Here is a 15,495-nt window from a genome sequence, read left to right as displayed (position 1 = left end):
ATCGAGACCCTACGCCCGCCCTCTCGGCCCTCAGCCGACAGGCTCCTTCGCGGTCACTCCGCGATACGCGATCTCCGCGAGCCGGGCCTGCCCGTTCTTGCTCGGATGGAACCAGTCCCAGTGGCTCAACTGGTCCGTCCCGAACCGGTACCCGAAGACGGCGCCCCCGTCGTACCGACACCGCTTGTCGTCGGCGCACACGTCCTTGAGCACCTTGTTGTACGCCTCCACCCGCTCCTGCACGGAGTCCCGCCGAGCGGTGGCCGCGGCGTCCACGTCATCGGGATCCGCCAGCATCGACGAGCAGATCCCCAGCTTCCACACCTGCTTGCCCAGCGGGTTCTCCCGCCCCTCGGACCACAGCCGCTTCAGGTCCGGGATGCTCATCACGTACACCTGCGCCTTGGGCGCCTCACGCCGCAACTGCCGCAGGGACTCCTCGAAGTCGGCCCGGAAGCCGTCGACGGACGTCATGGTCTCGGCGTTGCCCCGGCAGGCGTCGTTGGCCCCGATCATCACGGTCACCAGGCCCGGCCGCACGGCCCCCGCCTGCTCCATCTGCCGCGGCAGATCGGCCATCCGCGCCCCGGTCCGCGCGTGGTTCCAACTGTGCGTCTGCGCCCGGCTCTTGCCGAGCAGCCGCACAGCGAGACTGTCGACGCTCTTGTCGGACCCCGTCGCCCACGACACCTCGGGACAGTCGGACAGCACCGTGCACGCGTCGAACCCGCGCGTGATCGAGTCGCCCACCGCGGCAACCGACCGCGGACTCGTGTCCCACGTCGGAGTGGGCTTCGGCGACGGCTTCGCGGCGGACGTGGAGCCCGCGGGGCCGGGGGAGTTGTCACCGGAGGCGTCACACGCCGTGAGCCCCGCGACACCGAGCACGGCCGCCGTCACCGCGGCCACAGCGCCCCGAACGGCGGTTGACCGGTGGCTTCGCTTCCGCATCCCGTGGTCCCTCCATCGCCAACTGTCACCCGGCACCGATCAACCTGACGCCGTACGAGGGGTCTGGGTTGCGCCCCGCCGGGTGAAACGTCGGCGTTTGTGTGTCCCGGGACCGACAGTACGTCACACTCCTTGCACCGCTGCGCGATAGCCTCGCCCCGGGGTCCCCGGTCGACCCAGTGAGACCCCGCTGTACCGGTTCCGCTAAATTACAACACGTCAGATGTGTCCCTTTTTGTCTGGAGCTTCTCGGTCCGGGCGGAGGGAAGAAGGCTCGGCACGGGCGCGAGGCCGCTGGGGAAGGCGAACCTCGACCCACACTGGAGGTCCCGGTGACGACACGTGGAGTTCTGTACGTGCACTCCGCACCCCGCGCGCTGTGCCCGCACGTCGAATGGGCGGTCGCGGGCGTGATGGGCGCGCGCGTCAGCCTCGACTGGATCAGGCAGCCCGCTGCCCCGGGCACCTGGAGATCGGAATTCTCCTGGCGCGGCGAGGCGGGCACGGCCGCGAAACTCGCCTCCGCGCTGCGCGGCTGGCAGCTGCTGCGCTTCGAGGTGACGGCCGAACCCTGCGCGGCCGCCGAGGGCGAGCGCTACAGCGCCACGCCCGAACTCGGCATCTTCCACGCCGTCACCGGCATCCACGGCGACATCCTCGTCCCGGAGGACCGCCTGCGCGCCGCCCTGGCCCGCTCCCAGGCCGGCGAGGTCCACCTGGAATCAGAACTCGCCAAACTCCTCGGCAAGCCCTGGGACGACGAACTGGAGCCTTTCCGGTACGCGGGCGAGGGCGCTCCGGTCCGCTGGCTGCACCAGGTGGTGTGAGAGCCGCCCCGTAGGGGCGCGGGGAACTGCGCGATCAGCCACACGCGACCCGCACCCGCGAAACGGCACCACACCGCACCCGCCGAGGCGATACGAGAGTGGGCCCCACCCGGACATCCGGAGGGGGCCCACTTCCAGTTCAGCGGAGCGGCAGAGCGCGTCAGACCGTCCTGAAGGCCAGGACGACGTTGTGCCCACCGAACCCGAACGAGTCGTTCAGCGCGGCGATCCGGCCCTCGACGGGCAGCTTCCGGGCCTCACCACGGACGATGTCCGCGGCGGCCTCGGCCTCGGGGTCGAGGTTCTCCACGTTGATGGTCGGGGGAGCGACGCGGTGGTACAGCGCGAGCACCGACGCCACGGTCTCGACGCCACCGGCGCCACCGAGCAGGTGCCCGGTCATCGACTTGGTCGCGGAGACGGCGATGTGGTCGGTGTCGTCACCGAACACCTTGCGCAGCGCCTTCAGCTCGGCCACGTCACCGGCCGGCGTCGACGTCGCGTGCGCGTTCACGTGCACGACCTCGGCCGGGTCCAGGTCGGTGCTGTCCAGCAGGTTCTGCAGGGCGTGCGCGATCCCGCGGCCACCCGGCTCCGGCTGCACGATGTCGTGACTGTCGGCGGAGATGCCCTGGCCGACCGCCTCCGCGTAGACGCGGGCACCACGCGCGGCGGCGTGCTCGGCGGACTCCAGGACGATGACGCCGGCGCCCTCACCGAGGACGAAGCCGTCCCGTGCGGTGTCGTAGGGGCGGGATGCACCCTGCGGGTCGTCGTTGTTCTTGGACATCGCCATCATGTTGCCGAACGCGGCGATGGGCAGCGGGTGGATGGCCGCCTCGGTGCCACCGCAGACGACGACGTCGGCGCGGCCGGAGCGGATCATCTCGATGCCGTAGCCGATGGCCTCGGCGCCCGACGCGCAGGCGGAGACCGGCGTGTGCACACCGGCACGGGCGCCCACGAGAAGGCCCACGTTGGCCGACGGGCCGTTGGGCATCAGCATCGGAACGGTGTGCGGGGAGACGCGGCGGACGCCCTTCTCCTTCAGCACGTCGTACTGGTCGAGGAGCGTGGTCACGCCGCCGATGCCGGACGCGATGACGGCGCCCAGACGGTCGGGGTCGACACCGGCCTCCTCGTCGCCCGCCTTGCCGGCGAAACCGGCGTCGGCCCAGGCTTCCTTGGCGGCGATCAGCGCGAACTGAGCGGAGCGGTCCAGCTTGCGGGCCTGCGGGCGAGGAATGACCTCGCTCGGGTCCACGGCGGCCGGTGCCGCGATGCGGACCGCCTGCTCGGCGGCCCACTCCTGCTCGAGGGGCTTGACACCGGAACGTCCGGCGACCAGGCCCTCCCAGGTGGTTGTCGCGTCGCCACCCAGCGGTGAGGTTGCGCCGATACCGGTGACGACCACGGTGCGATTGGTCGGGCTCACAGGAATTCTTTCTCCAACGGATGCGAGGGATTCAGCGGCGCCACCGCCGGGTGGCGGAGCGACTGACCTTAAGGTCTGAGGCTTGTGGCTCAGGCCTGGTGGTCGAGGATGTACTTCGTGGCGTCGCCGACGGTCTTGAGGTTCTTGACGTCGTCGTCCGGGATCTTGACGTCGAAGCGCTCTTCGGCGGCGACGACGACCTCGACCATGGACAGCGAGTCGACGTCCAGGTCATCGGTGAAGGACTTGTCCAGCTGGACGTCCTCGGTGGGGATCCCGGCGATCTCGTTGACGATCTCGGCGAGACCGGCGACGATCTCTTCCTGAGTGGCGGCCATTGTGGCGCTCCTTCGGTGTGTTTCCAGAGGGTGTGGCGGTACCTGTCCGAACCAGGTGATCCGGACGGGATGCCTAGGGGAGGGTAACGACCGTGGCGGCGTACACGAGACCCGCCCCGAAGCCGATGACGAGCGCGGTGTCGCCGCTCTTCGCCTCACCGGTCGCCAGAAGCCGCTCCATCGCGAGCGGAATCGAGGCGGCCGAGGTGTTGCCGGTGGTGCGCACATCGCGGGCGACCGTGACGTGCTCCGGCAGTTTCAGAGTCTTCACCATCGAGTCGATGATCCGCTCGTTGGCCTGGTGGGGAATGAAGACATCCAGGTCGTCCGGGGTGATCCCGGCCGCGTCCAGCGCCTGCTGGGCGACCTTCGCCATCTCGAACACGGCCCAGCGGAACACCGCCTGGCCCTCCTGCGTGATCGCAGGGAACTTGACGTTGCCCTCGGAGTCCAAGGGCAGGTGCTCGACATCGCCGACGCGGTACTTGTCCCACGGCACGGTCTGCTTGATGGTGCCGGCCTTGTCGCCCTCGGAGCCCCACACGGTCGGGCCGATCGCGGGCTCCTGGGCCGGGCCGACGACCACGGCACCGGCGCCGTCACCGAACAGGAAGGCCGTCGCGCGGTCCTCCAGGTCGGTCAGGTCGGAGAGCCGCTCCACGCCGATGACGAGCACGTACTCGGCGCTGCCCTCGACGATCATGCCCTTGGCGAGCGTCAGGCCGTAGCCAAAGCCCGCGCAACCGGCGGAGATGTCGAACGCGGCGGCCTTCTGCGTCCCCAGCTTGTCCGCGATCTCCGTCGCGATGGCCGGCGTCTGCGCGAAGTGCGAGACGGTCGACACGACCACGGCACCGATCTGCTCGGCCGCGATGCCCGCGTCGGCAATGGCCTTGCCGGACGCCTCGATCGACATCATGGCCACGGTCTCTTCGTCGCCGGCCCAGTGCCGGGTGGAGATGCCGGAGCGCGAACGGATCCACTCGTCGGACGAGTCGATCTTCTCGAGGATCACCTCGTTCGGCACGACCCGGGTCGGCCGGTAACCGCCGACGCCGAGGATGCGCGCGTACGGGGCACCCTTACTGGGCTTGATCTTCGACATGCTGCTCGGATCTCCTTCTCAGGCCGTGTGCTCGGCGATCAGGGCGCGGGCTGCGTCGAGGTCGTCGGGGGTCTTCAGTGCGAGCGTCTTGACGCCGGGCAGGGCGCGCTTGGCGAGGCCGGTGAGGGTGCCGCCCGGGCACACCTCGATGAGCGCGGTGACGCCGAGCTCCTGGAACGTCTCCATGCACAGGTCCCAGCGGACCGGGTTCGCGACCTGGCCCACCAGTCGGGAGACGACCTCGGCGCCGGTCGCGACGGCCCTGCCGTCCTTGTTCGAGACGTACGTGACCGTGGGGTCGGCCGGGGCCAGCTCCTTGGCGGCCTCCTCCAGCTTCGCCACGGCGGGGGCCATGTGCGCGGTGTGGAAGGCACCGGCCACCTTCAGCGGCACCACGCGGCGCACACCCTCGGGCTTGTCGGCCTCGAGCGCGGCCAGCTCCTCGAGCGTGCCGGCGGCCACGATCTGGCCCGAGCCGTTCACGTTCGCCGGGGTCAGGCCCAGCTTCTCCAGGTGCGGCACGGTGATCTCGGGGTCGCCGCCGAGCAGCGCCGACATGCCGGTCTCGGTGATCGCGGCGGCCTCGGCCATGGCCAGCCCCCGCTTGCGCACGAGCGTCAGAGCGGCGGTGTCGTCGAGCACACCCGCGAAGGAGGCCGCGGTGATCTCACCGACGCTGTGCCCCGCGACAGCGCCCGGCGTGACGTCGCCGAGAGCGGAGGCGGAGAGGATCCCGGCCGCGACCAGCAGCGGCTGGGCGACGGAGGTGTCACGGATCGCGTCCGCGTCACCGTGCGTGCCGTAGTGGGCAAGGTCGAGTCCGATGGCGTCGGACCACGCGGCGACGCGGTCGGCGGCACCGGGGAGGTCGAGCCAGGGAGTCAGGAAGCCGGGCGTCTGGGCGCCTTGGCCGGGAGCGACGAGTACGAGCACTCTCACACTCTCTCTTGGGGACGGGTCGGGCCGCCCGTGGGGACAGGGACGAAGAACCGAAGGGGGAATTGTAGACCCCCGACAAAAGCCTACGACTGGGGATCTCCGTCGGCCAGGCGCCCCAGGATCAGCGCGATGCGCAGGGTGAAAGCCGAGCGGACATCAGATGGCGACCATCCGGTGACGTCGGTCACACGTCGGAGCCGGTAGCGGACGGTGTTCGGGTGTACGAAGAGCATCCGTGCCGCGCCTTCGAGGCTGCTCGCCTGCTCCAGATACACGCTGAGCGTCTCCAGAAGCGCCGAGCCCGCTTCCTCCAGTGGTCTGTAGATCTCCTCCACCAACTGCTCCCGCGCGGAAGGGTCGCTCGCGATCGCGCGCTCCGGAAGGAGATCGTCCGCCAGAACCGGACGGGGAGCGTCCTGCCAGGCCCCGCACGCCTTGAGGCCGGCGGCCGCGGCCTGCGCGGACCGGGTGGCGGCGAGCAGATCGGGCACGACGGGGCCCGCGACCACGGGCCCGGCCGCGAACGGGCCGATCAGCGACTTCGCCACGGCCAGCGGATTGTCGCTGCCACCCGCGATGACGACGAGCCGGTCACCGAGCACACCGGTCAGCACCTGGAGCTTGGCATGGCGCGAGGCCCGCCGGATCGCCTCGACGGTGAGTTCGCTGTCCCCGTCGGGAGCCGTGCCGAGCACGACGCACACGTGCTCGGGGGAGTTCCAGCCGAGGGCCGCGGCCCGGCTGACGGCGCCCTCGTCGGCCTCTCCGGACAGCACGGCATTGACGACCAGCGATTCGAGCCGCGCGTCCCAGGCGCCCCGCGCCTCCGCCGCCTGTGCGTACACCTGGGCGGTCGCGAAGGCGATCTCCCGCGCGTACACGAGCAGCGCCTCCCGCAACACGCTCTCGTCGCCCGGCGCCGCCACCTCGTCGATGGCGGACTCCATGACCTCGATCGTGGTCCGCACCATCTCCACGGTCTGGCGCAGCGTGATCGCCCGCGTCAGCTCCCGCGGCGCGGTGCCGAACACGTCCGTCGAGATCGCCTGCGGGGCGTCGGGGTGCCGGAACCACTCGGTGAACGCGGCGATACCCGCCTGCGCCACCAGACCGATCCACGACCGGTTCTCCGGCGGCATGGCCCGGTACCAGGGCAGCGTCTCGTCCATGCGCGTGATCGCCTGCGCCGCGAGCGCCCCGGATGACTTCTCCAGGCGCTTCAGGGTCGCCGAATGCGGGTGCGGGATCGCATGGACGCCCGGGTGGCGGTCCGCTGGTTCATTCGCTGAGGGCTGCGCTGATTCCGATTGGGGCACGGGGACAAGACTGCCTTATCGGGACGGCTCAGCGGAGTGGTGGGTCCGACCTGCCGGGGGTGGAAGGCCGGAAACCACGGCTACGGTGGAGCGCGTGATTGATGTACGTCGCTCCGGCGACCGCTATCCCGGTGGCGAGCCAGGCGCCGGGATCGAGTCCCGCCACGCGTTTTCCTTCGGCCCTCACTACGACCCGGACAATCTTCGATTCGGCGCGATCCTTGCCTGCAACGAGGAGCACCTCGTCCCGGGCGCGGGCTTCGACGAACACCCGCACAGTCACACCGAGATCATCACCTGGGTCGTCACCGGCGAGCTCACCCACCGGGACTCCGCCGGCCACACCTCCGTCGTGCGCCCCGGCGACGTCCAGCGCCTCAGCTCCGGCGGCGGGGTCCGTCACGTGGAACGCAACGACGGCACCGAGCCCCTCACCTTCATCCAGATGTGGCTGGCCCCCCGCGACCCCGGCGGAGACCCCGCGTACGAGGTGGTGCACGGCATCGCCGACTCGACCCCGTACGACGTCCCCGCGGCGGGCGCCATGCTCCACGTACGGCGCCTGGCGACGGGCGAACGGGCCGAGCTGCCGACCGCGCAGTACGTCTACCTGCACGTGGTGCGAGGTGAAGTGCGGCTCGGGGACGTGGAGTTGGCGCCGGGTGATGCCGCTCGGATCGCCGGGGAGACGGGCCTCGAGGTGCTGGCCGGCGCGGAGGCGCACCTGTTGATCTGGGAGATGAACGACTGACCCCGGGGCGCGCCGCCCTCGGCCTTCGGTCAGATCTCCGCTCGCACCGCGTCGGTGAACGGCGGCCACACTTCGGCCGCCCACGGCCCGAACGCCCGGTCCGTCAGCGCCACGCAGGCCGCCTCGGCATCCGGGTCCACCCACAGGAACGTCCCGGACTGGCCGAAGTGCCCGAACGTCCGCGGCGACGACGAACTCCCCGTCCAGTGCGGCGACTTGTGGTCCCGGATCTCGAACCCGAGCCCCCAGTCGTTCGGGTTCTGGTGCCCGTACCCCGGCAGTACGCCCTTCGTCCCCGGGTACTGCACGGTCATCGCCTCGGCCACCGTGCGCGGGTCGAGCAGCCGCGGCGCCTGCACCTCCGCGGCGAACCGCACCAGGTCGTCCACCGTCGACACCCCGTCCTTGGCGGGCGAGCCGTCCAGGGTGGTCGCGGTCATTCCCAGCGGCTCGAGCACGGCCTGCCGCAGGTACTCGGCGAACGGAATGTCCGTCGCCTTCGCGATGTGGTCCCCGAGCACCTCGAAGCCGGCGTTCGAGTACAGCCGGCGCGCTCCGGGTTCCGACGTCGTCCTGTGCTCGTCGAAGGCGAGCCCGCTGGTGTGAGCCAGCAGGTGCCGCACCGTCGACCCCTCGGGGCCGGCCGGTTCATCGAGCTCGACCGCCCCCTCCTCGTAGGCGACGAGTGCCGCATAGGCCGCCAACGGCTTGGTCACCGAGGCCAGCGGGAAACGGTGGGCCGTGGGTCCATGCGTCCCGAGCACCGTGCCGTCCGCACGGACGACGGCTGCGGCGGCGGTCGGGACCGGCCAGTTCTCGATCAAGGCGAGGCTCTGCATGCCTACGAGCCTAATTCCTCCGCACGAACGCCCGTGAGGCGTCCAGAGCCCGGCGCTGGGTCCGGTGCCGGTGCCGGTGCCGGTGCCGGTGGTGCGGGGCGGCAGAGCGTGGGCGCCTAGAGCGTCAGCCTCATCGAGGGCGCCGCGCTACGGTCGAAGCCGAGGGAGGCGTAGAGCGGCTCGCCGTCCGCCGTCGCGTGCAGATCGACCCGGCGGACGTCGCGCTCCTTGTACCAGGCGAGCAGTGCCTCCATGCAGGCACGTGAGTAGCCCTGCCGCCGGTGGCCCGGATCGGTGCACACGTTGAAGATGTGGCCCGAGGTGCCGGAAGGGTTTCCCGGGCTGCCCAGGCTGCGCTGGATCACTCCGGCCGCGCAGGCCGCGAGCCCGCCGGAGCCGCTCGGATCGTCGACCACGAACGCCGTCAACTCGCCCTCCTGGTCGGCGAGATGGGTCCGCAGCGATGAGAGCGCCGACTGCTGCCAGCTGACGTCGTCGCTCGGGTTCATCGAGTCGAGCATGATCTTGCGCAGGCGCACCAGTTCCTCGGCGTCCCCAAGGACCGCACGGCGTACAACAGTCATGATCGGCACCGTAGTGAGGGTGCCGTCGGGCTGTCGTCCGGATTTCCGCACGATCTGCTTGCCTGGAGTGCACTCCAAGGTTCTAGCGTGGAGCCCATGACGGTGATGGAGACCACGCCCGCACCCACCCAGGCCAAGGTCGACGCCTGTATCGCGGCCCCCGAAGTGCATCCGCGTCCCGACGGCCAGGACCGCTACACCATCAGCGAGGTCGCGGCCTTCACCGGACTGACCGCGCACACCCTGCGCTGGTACGAGCGGATCGGCCTGATGCCGGACATCGACCGTTCGCACACCGGCCAGCGTCGCTACAGCAACCACGACTTGGACTGGCTCGCCTTCGTCAACAAGCTCCGGCTCACCGGCATGCCGGTGGCCGACATGGTCCGCTACGCCGAGCTCGTGCGCCTGGGCGAGGAGACCTTCGACGAGCGCAGGGAACTCCTCGAATCGACCCGCCGCGACGTGCTGCATCGGATGGCCGAGCTCCAGGACACCCTGGCCGTGCTGGACCACAAGATCAATTTCTATGCGGGCGCCCGCACGGCGTCGGAGAGGGCGTGAAGCGCATGAGCAGCACGGACAGCGCGCAGCAGGCGGGTAAGCAGCAGCGCATTTCCACTGTTGAGTTGGGAAGCAACGGGCCCGTGGTGGGCGTGCAGGGCCTCGGCTGCATGGGAATGAGCTGGGCCTACGGTCCGACGGACGCCGACGAGGCCCGGGCCACCCTGGAGCGGGCCCTGGAACTCGGCGTCACCTTGTACGACACCGCCGACGCGTACGGTGCCGGTGAGAACGAGCGGTTCCTTGCTCCTTTCGTCAAGGCGCATCGTGACGAGATCGTCCTGGCTACCAAGTTCGCCATCGGAGTCGATCCGAGCGCCCCCTACAAGCGCGTCATCAACAACGACCCCGCCTACATCCGGACCTGCATCGACGCCAGCCTTCAGCGCCTGGGCGTCGACTCGGTCGACCTGTACTACATGCACCGCCGCGACCCGAAGGCGCCGATCGAGGAGACGGTCGGTGCCATGGCGGAGCTCGTCGCCGCCGGCAAGGTCAAGCACCTCGGCCTCAGTGAGGTCACCGCCGACGAACTGCGTGCCGCACAGGCCGTCCACCCGATCGCGGCCGTCCAGTCGGAGTGGTCCCTGTTCAGCCGCGACATCGAGCGGTCGGTGGTGCCCACCGCCGCCGAACTGGGCGTCGGGCTCGTGCCCTACTCCCCGCTCGGCCGAGGCTTTCTCACCGGCGCCTTCGTCAGTGCCGACAAGGAGTTGTCCGAGGACGACTTCCGCCGCCAGCAGCCCCGGTTCACGGGGGACAACGCCGCCGCCAACGCGGCCCTCCTCGAACCGGTCCGCCGGATCGCCGACGCACGAGGGGCCTCCCTCGGCCAGATCGCTCTGGCCTGGGCGCAGCACCGGGCCGAGGCGTTCGGCCTCGCCGTCGTTCCGATCCCCGGCACCCGCAAGCGCAGCCGTATCGAGGAGAACACCGCGGCGACCCACATCGCCCTCACCGAGGAAGAGCTGGCGCTGCTGGAGCCGATCGCCGCCCAGGTGTCCGGTGACCGCTACGCCGACATGGCCTTCACGTCGGCGGGCCGCGAGTAGCCGAGCATCCGATGCCCCGGTGACCGGCCACCGCCCCCGGACGGAGTCTGCGCCGTGTCCTCCCCGCCACGGCCGTCCGTCCGTGGCGGGGACGGCCTGCCCGGGCCCTCATGCCAGCCCCAGAGCGAACACGGCGAACCCTGCGGCGAGCACCCCGGCCAGTGCCCGACGGCCCCGACGTGCGCGCTTCCACGGTGATTCGAGGCCCCGTGCGTACCGGCCTATCAGGAGGAGCGACGTCGCGAACAGCGGCAGCCACACGAGCCGGGCCACCACCCAGCCGAGCGTGTCCGGTGCCGTGGTGAGCCCTGGTACCGCACCGGCGAAAGACGCGGGTATCGCCGCCGTGAGCATCGCTGTCTGATGCCAGCACAGGATCGTCATCGCCGACAGGTTGATGACCACGACCGGCGCCCACAGCGCGGGCCGGCGGAGCGCCCTGCCGATGCGGTCGCGGAGCAATATCGCGGCGCCGCTCTGCGCGGCCGCCAGGGCGAGAACGAGCAGCGACGGCGGATGCGAGTTCGTCCGCGCCTCGCCCGGCACCCCGACCATCGACGCCGGGTAGTGGAAGGCGAACAGCAACGCCGCGAACAGGGCCGACCCGCCGACCAGCAGCACCCAGGCCCCTCGCCGACCGAGCCTCTTCTCGCCCCAGCTGATGCCGAGTTGGTAGGCGAACATCCAGCCAGGCAGCAGATTCAGCAGACTCAGCCACGACGGCATGGTGGACTCAAAGGGTCCGTACCGCAGGAAGTCGACGACAGCGACCGAGGCGAGCAGCGGCGCAGCCGCCCACGCCCCGAGCCGCCGCGCGGCCCGTACGCACCAGGGCGTGAGCGCGGTGATCACCCCGTAGACGCCGACGAACCACAGTGGCTGTATCACCAGCGTGGATCCGGTGTGCAGGGTCGGCCAGGGCACCGCGAGAGCGTGGAGCACCGGAATCGCTGCAGCCCATATGGCCGTCACGCCCAGCACCGGGCGCCCAAGGCGGGCGAGTCTGCCCCGCAGCCATGCGGCGCTCGACGTACCGCGCTCCTGAGCCCGGCGGTAGGAAAGAACCGATGCGTATCCACCGACGAGAAAGAAGACGCCGAGCATCTGCAGCACCCAGCTCAGCGGCGCGAAGAAACCGAAGGCGGACAACGGGCTCGCGTTGTGGAGGGCGCCCTGCGAGTCCAGGGTGAAGCCGCCGAGGAGCCAGTGGCCGGTCGGCACGGCGAGCAGTGCCAGAGCCCTCAGCCCGTCCACCGCCCGGTCGCGGTGAGCCGGAGTCCTGGCGTCGATCGTGGCAACGGCCGAGGATGCGGAAGCCCGTAGGGAAGCGAGAGTCATGACGAAGCTCCGATCGCAATGTCGGTGAAGGCGCGCAGCGAGTCCGTGCCGGGCGCGAAATAGCCGGTGTGACCCTCGGCCAGCTCGGCCGGTACCCGACGGGCACCGAAGGCGGGGGCGGTGGGGTCGGCGCCGTGCCCCAGGCCGAACAACTCGACGTTCGGCACCTTGGCGATCCAGTCGCTGTCGTCCCGCGCTGCCCACACCCGCGCCCGGGTGTGCAGGTCGGCCACGCTGTCCGCGCGCAGACCGGGGGAGCCGAACACCACCAGATCGGCCGCGAGCAACCTAGACGAGGCGAGCCCGCACACCACCGACCCGTAGCTGTGGCAGAACACGGCCGGCTTCGGCGTGCCCGCCGCCGTGAGCCCCTGCACGAAGCGGGCCAGTCGGGGCGCTCCCGCCTCGGCCAGCCGCCCCGTGGCCGCATCGGGCCCCAGGCCCACCGGCGTGGTGTAGCCGGCCCACGCCACCACCGCCGTGCGCGCACCCGCCGCCCGGTACAGAGACTCGGCCATACCGGCGGGAGTCCCGTAGACATCCCTGGTCCGATCGAACGAATCCAGGTCGATGTCCGAGCCCGGAACGATCACCGAGACGTGTCGGGACCTGGCCAAGTCGCCGTACACCTCGGCGATTTGGCCCCGGCCGCGAGGGTCGAAGAGGAGTATGCGGCGTTCGGGCTCGAGCAGTTCGGAACAGCGCTCCACGCGAGTGCGGGCTGTCTCCCGCTCCAGCTCGGTGCGCGTCGCATCCTCCGCGACAGCGCGGGCACGCGCCCGCTCGATCCGCAGCGCGATCGCGTTCGCCTCGTATCGCAGAGCGATCGGCGCACCGTCCAGGTTGCCGACGACCGACGGATGTCGAACGGCAAGCTGGTGCTGCTCGGCCGCGCTCAACCTGCCGAAGAAGGAGGCGACTTGATCCGGGCGGTCCGTCGCCGGATCAGGAAGCCCGATGCCCAGCGAATCATCGGCGCGCCACGACGCGGTGCCCGGAGGCGGGCCGGTGAGCGGACGCTGCTCATGCCCCGACGCCCACCCCGCGGTACCTGCGATCACCGTCGTCGCGAGTGCTGCGGCGACCACGGTGCGCCGACCGCGTCGCTTCCAAGAGCCCAGGCCCATTACCCGTCTCCCCTCCGTCTGTTGGCTTGACGAAGGGAAGGTAAGGAGCCGGCCGGGGGCGGCACGTCACACCACGGAGCCAAGTCGGAGGTGATACCCGGGTATCAGTGACGGATACCGCAGTAGGGGGTCACGGTGACGCACGGTCGCTCAGCTGCCAGGACGGCCTGATACTTCGGGAGTTGGTCATGGTGCGGTGCGGGCCCGACCGGCCGCTCGTACAAAGAGGCGTACTACTTCGGGAGGGGAGTCACTGCCGACCGGGCGTGACGAGGCCCGACTCGTACGCGAAGATCACGGCTTGAGCCCGGTCGCGCAGCCCCAACTTGGCCAGCACGCGACCGATGTGAGTCTTCACGGTCTGCTCCGCCAGGACCAGCTTCTGCGCGATCTCCTGATTGGACAGGCCCCGAGCGATCAGCTCCAGGACCTCGAGTTCGCGCGGAGTCAGGCTCTTGAGCTGCGGCGAGCGGTCCTTGCGCGCCGGCCTGGTCTTCGCGAAGTCCTCGATGAGGCGCTTCGTGACGGTCGGCGCGAGCAGCGCCTCGCCCGCCGCGATCACCCGGACCGCGGCGATCAGATCGGTGGGCGGTGCGTCTTTCAGCAGGAAGCCGGAAGCGCCCGCCTGCAACGCGGCATAGACATAGTCGTCCACGTCGAATGTCGTGAGCATCAGGACCTTGGGCCGGTGCACCACACCGGGCGGAGGATCCAGCAGCTCCCGGGTCGCGGCAAGCCCGTCCATCTCCGGCATCCGCACATCCATGAGGACCACGTCGGGATGGGTAGAGCGGCTGACCTCGACCCCCTGCTTTCCGTCCGGGGCCTCGCCCACGACGTCGATGTCGCTCTGTGCAGCCAGCAGCGCGGCGAAACCGGCCCGCACCATGCTCTGGTCGTCGACGATGATCACGCGGATGGTCATGCGTGCCGAATTCCTTTACGCCGTGGGGGAGTCGGGCTCGGTCAGCGGGAGCCGGGCCGCGACGCGGAAACCTCCGTCGGGCAGCGGGCCCACGTCCAACGTGCCGCCGACCAACCGTACGCGCTCGCTCATCCCCACGAGCCCGTGTCCCGTACCACTGGACTCCAGTGGGGACACCGGCTCCCGGGCCGGGCCGTTGACCACGAGCACCAGAAGCGCGTCGTCCTCCAGCCCGATCGAGATCTCTGCCCGTGCACCGGGAGCATGCCGCACCACATTCGCCAGCGCCTCCTGCACGATGCGGTAGGCCGACAGGTCCACCGCCGGTGACACATCGGCCAGTTCACGGACCAGCGACAGCTCGGGATAGGACAGATCCGTGGGTACACCGCCCCGTATCGTCGCCTCCACCAGCTGCCGCAGCTGCGCGAGACCCGGCTGGGGGGTCAGGTCACCCTGCGCCTCCTCGCTGCGCAGGACCGCGAGCAGGCGTCGCATCTCGGTCAGTGACTCGCGGGCGCCCGCGGCGATGGACGCGAATTCGCCCCGCACCTCGCCCGTCAGGCCCGGCAGACGGTACGGAGCGGAGTCCGCCTGGACAGTGATCACCGACATGTGATGGGCGACGACATCGTGCAACTCACGGGCGATCCTCGCCCGTTCCTCGAGCAGCGTGCGGCGAGTCCGCTCGGCCTCGCTGATCGTCTCCTGCTCGACGAGTCTGCGCTGGGCCTCGCCGCGCTCACGCAGCAAGGCGCCCAGCAACAGCACTCCACCGCTCAGGACGATGAGCAGCACCCCGGTGTCCTGGCTCGTCTCGTCCCGGAAGAGACCGACGGCGATGCTGGCGACGACGGTGACCAGCCAGATCCCGATGAGAGCGCGACGGCTCTCGCGCAGCGCCAGGGCGATGCACAGCACGAGATACCCCACGACCACTGTGGGAGTCCAGGGCGAAGGATGGTGTGCGTCCCCCTGGAACAGCGGGATCGTCCCCAGCACATCGGCGACGATCATGATGTACCAGGCGGTCAGAGGACGGGTGACCGCGAGGAGCAGCGGCGCCGCCTGGGCGACGCCGATCGCGCCCGCGAGGCCGCCGCTCACCCCGTAGTCGTTCGACAGCACCTGGGTGGTGACCGGGATCAGGACGATCGTGAAGCCGAGCGCGATCAGATACGGAAGCGCGCGCATCCAGCGCTTGGGCGCCTGAGAGAACAACGGCTCCGTCCGGCCGCCGCCCAGGGCGACCCCGAGCCCCGAACCAACCGACACCAGCCGGTCGCCCGTGTCGCGCAGGCGGCCGCGCATCCATCCGGGCGCACGCCGGGAACCCGTCGGCCCGGAGTCGTCGTCCGGGGAGCGGGGCGTCTGGTCGGGGGAGCTCGGTTCAGTGCTCATGGC

The 15,495-nt window shown here is 70.4% G+C and carries 16 protein-coding genes; 4 read left to right on the top strand and 12 right to left on the bottom strand.

Translation table 11 applies throughout. The features are described 5' to 3' along the window. Positions 1–30: 30 nt before the first annotated feature. Positions 31–951, bottom strand: a complete 921-nt coding sequence (locus tag B072_RS0115630; RefSeq protein WP_026245877.1) for an SGNH/GDSL hydrolase family protein — start codon at positions 949–951, stop codon at positions 31–33. 332 nt (positions 952–1,283) lie between these two features. On the opposite strand from B072_RS0115630, the gene B072_RS0115625 reads away from it, so the two are divergent. Further along, complete coding sequence (locus B072_RS0115625; RefSeq protein WP_026245876.1) at positions 1,284–1,778, top strand: DUF3145 domain-containing protein; 495 nt, start codon at positions 1,284–1,286, stop codon at positions 1,776–1,778. A 160-nt stretch (positions 1,779–1,938) separates the two neighbouring features. Here the strand turns inward: B072_RS0115625 and B072_RS0115620 are convergent, their stop codons facing one another. The 5 genes from B072_RS0115620 to fasR form a co-directional block, all read right to left on the bottom strand. Further along, positions 1,939–3,213: a beta-ketoacyl-[acyl-carrier-protein] synthase family protein gene (locus B072_RS0115620; protein WP_018530897.1), complete on the bottom strand. Its 1,275-nt coding sequence runs from the start codon at positions 3,211–3,213 to the stop codon at positions 1,939–1,941. A gap of 89 nt (positions 3,214–3,302) precedes the next feature. Further along, positions 3,303–3,551, bottom strand: a complete 249-nt coding sequence (locus B072_RS0115615) for an acyl carrier protein (RefSeq protein ID WP_018530896.1) — start codon at positions 3,549–3,551, stop codon at positions 3,303–3,305. 73 nt (positions 3,552–3,624) lie between these two features. Beyond that, positions 3,625–4,656, bottom strand: a complete 1,032-nt coding sequence (locus tag B072_RS0115610; RefSeq protein ID WP_018530895.1) for a ketoacyl-ACP synthase III — start codon at positions 4,654–4,656, stop codon at positions 3,625–3,627. A gap of 18 nt (positions 4,657–4,674) precedes the next feature. After that, positions 4,675–5,589, bottom strand: a complete 915-nt coding sequence (locus B072_RS0115605) for an ACP S-malonyltransferase (RefSeq protein WP_018530894.1) — start codon at positions 5,587–5,589, stop codon at positions 4,675–4,677. Between the two features lie 89 nt (positions 5,590–5,678). After that, positions 5,679–6,842, bottom strand: a complete 1,164-nt coding sequence (gene fasR / locus B072_RS0115600) for a fatty acid biosynthesis transcriptional regulator FasR (protein ID WP_420707542.1) — start codon at positions 6,840–6,842, stop codon at positions 5,679–5,681. A gap of 154 nt (positions 6,843–6,996) precedes the next feature. On the opposite strand from fasR, the gene B072_RS0115595 reads away from it, so the two are divergent. Continuing rightward, the gene (locus B072_RS0115595) at positions 6,997–7,662 is read left to right on the top strand and encodes a pirin family protein (RefSeq protein ID WP_018530892.1); all 666 of its coding nucleotides are present in this window, start codon (positions 6,997–6,999) and stop codon (positions 7,660–7,662) included. 29 nt (positions 7,663–7,691) lie between these two features. Here B072_RS0115595 and B072_RS0115590 read toward each other — a convergent pair whose 3' ends face one another. Beyond that, the gene (locus B072_RS0115590; RefSeq protein WP_018530891.1) at positions 7,692–8,501 is read right to left on the bottom strand and encodes a serine hydrolase domain-containing protein; all 810 of its coding nucleotides are present in this window, start codon (positions 8,499–8,501) and stop codon (positions 7,692–7,694) included. 116 nt (positions 8,502–8,617) lie between these two features. Then, complete coding sequence (locus B072_RS0115585; protein WP_026245873.1) at positions 8,618–9,085, bottom strand: GNAT family N-acetyltransferase; 468 nt, start codon at positions 9,083–9,085, stop codon at positions 8,618–8,620. 96 nt (positions 9,086–9,181) lie between these two features. On the opposite strand from B072_RS0115585, the gene B072_RS0115580 reads away from it, so the two are divergent. Both B072_RS0115580 and B072_RS0115575 read left to right on the top strand, forming a co-directional pair. Beyond that, positions 9,182–9,649, top strand: coding sequence for a MerR family transcriptional regulator (locus B072_RS0115580; protein ID WP_018530889.1), 468 nt, complete (start codon positions 9,182–9,184; stop codon positions 9,647–9,649). A gap of 5 nt (positions 9,650–9,654) precedes the next feature. Next, positions 9,655–10,701 (top strand): aldo/keto reductase, encoded by a 1,047-nt coding sequence (locus tag B072_RS0115575; protein ID WP_051127197.1) that lies wholly within the window; start codon positions 9,655–9,657, stop codon positions 10,699–10,701. Positions 10,702–10,809: 108 nt separating this feature from the next. Here B072_RS0115575 and B072_RS0115570 read toward each other — a convergent pair whose 3' ends face one another. The 4 genes from B072_RS0115570 to B072_RS0115555 form a co-directional block, all read right to left on the bottom strand. Continuing rightward, complete coding sequence (locus B072_RS0115570; RefSeq protein WP_026245871.1) at positions 10,810–12,039, bottom strand: acyltransferase family protein; 1,230 nt, start codon at positions 12,037–12,039, stop codon at positions 10,810–10,812. Further along, a complete protein-coding gene (locus B072_RS0115565; RefSeq protein WP_018530886.1) occupies positions 12,036–13,166 on the bottom strand; it encodes an alpha/beta hydrolase in 1,131 nt (376 codons plus the stop codon). Before B072_RS0115565 ends, B072_RS0115570 begins: the two co-directional genes overlap by 4 nt. A 250-nt stretch (positions 13,167–13,416) precedes the next feature. Further along, positions 13,417–14,091, bottom strand: a complete 675-nt coding sequence (locus B072_RS0115560; protein ID WP_018530885.1) for a response regulator — start codon at positions 14,089–14,091, stop codon at positions 13,417–13,419. A gap of 15 nt (positions 14,092–14,106) precedes the next feature. Then, positions 14,107–15,492, bottom strand: a complete 1,386-nt coding sequence (locus B072_RS0115555) for a sensor histidine kinase (RefSeq protein ID WP_018530884.1) — start codon at positions 15,490–15,492, stop codon at positions 14,107–14,109. Positions 15,493–15,495: the final 3 nt, after the last annotated feature.

The organism is Streptomyces sp. HmicA12 (assembly GCF_000373565.1).
Taxonomy (GTDB): Bacteria; Actinomycetota; Actinomycetes; order Streptomycetales; family Streptomycetaceae; genus Streptomyces.
This window is presented reverse-complemented; position numbering and strand designations above follow the sequence as displayed.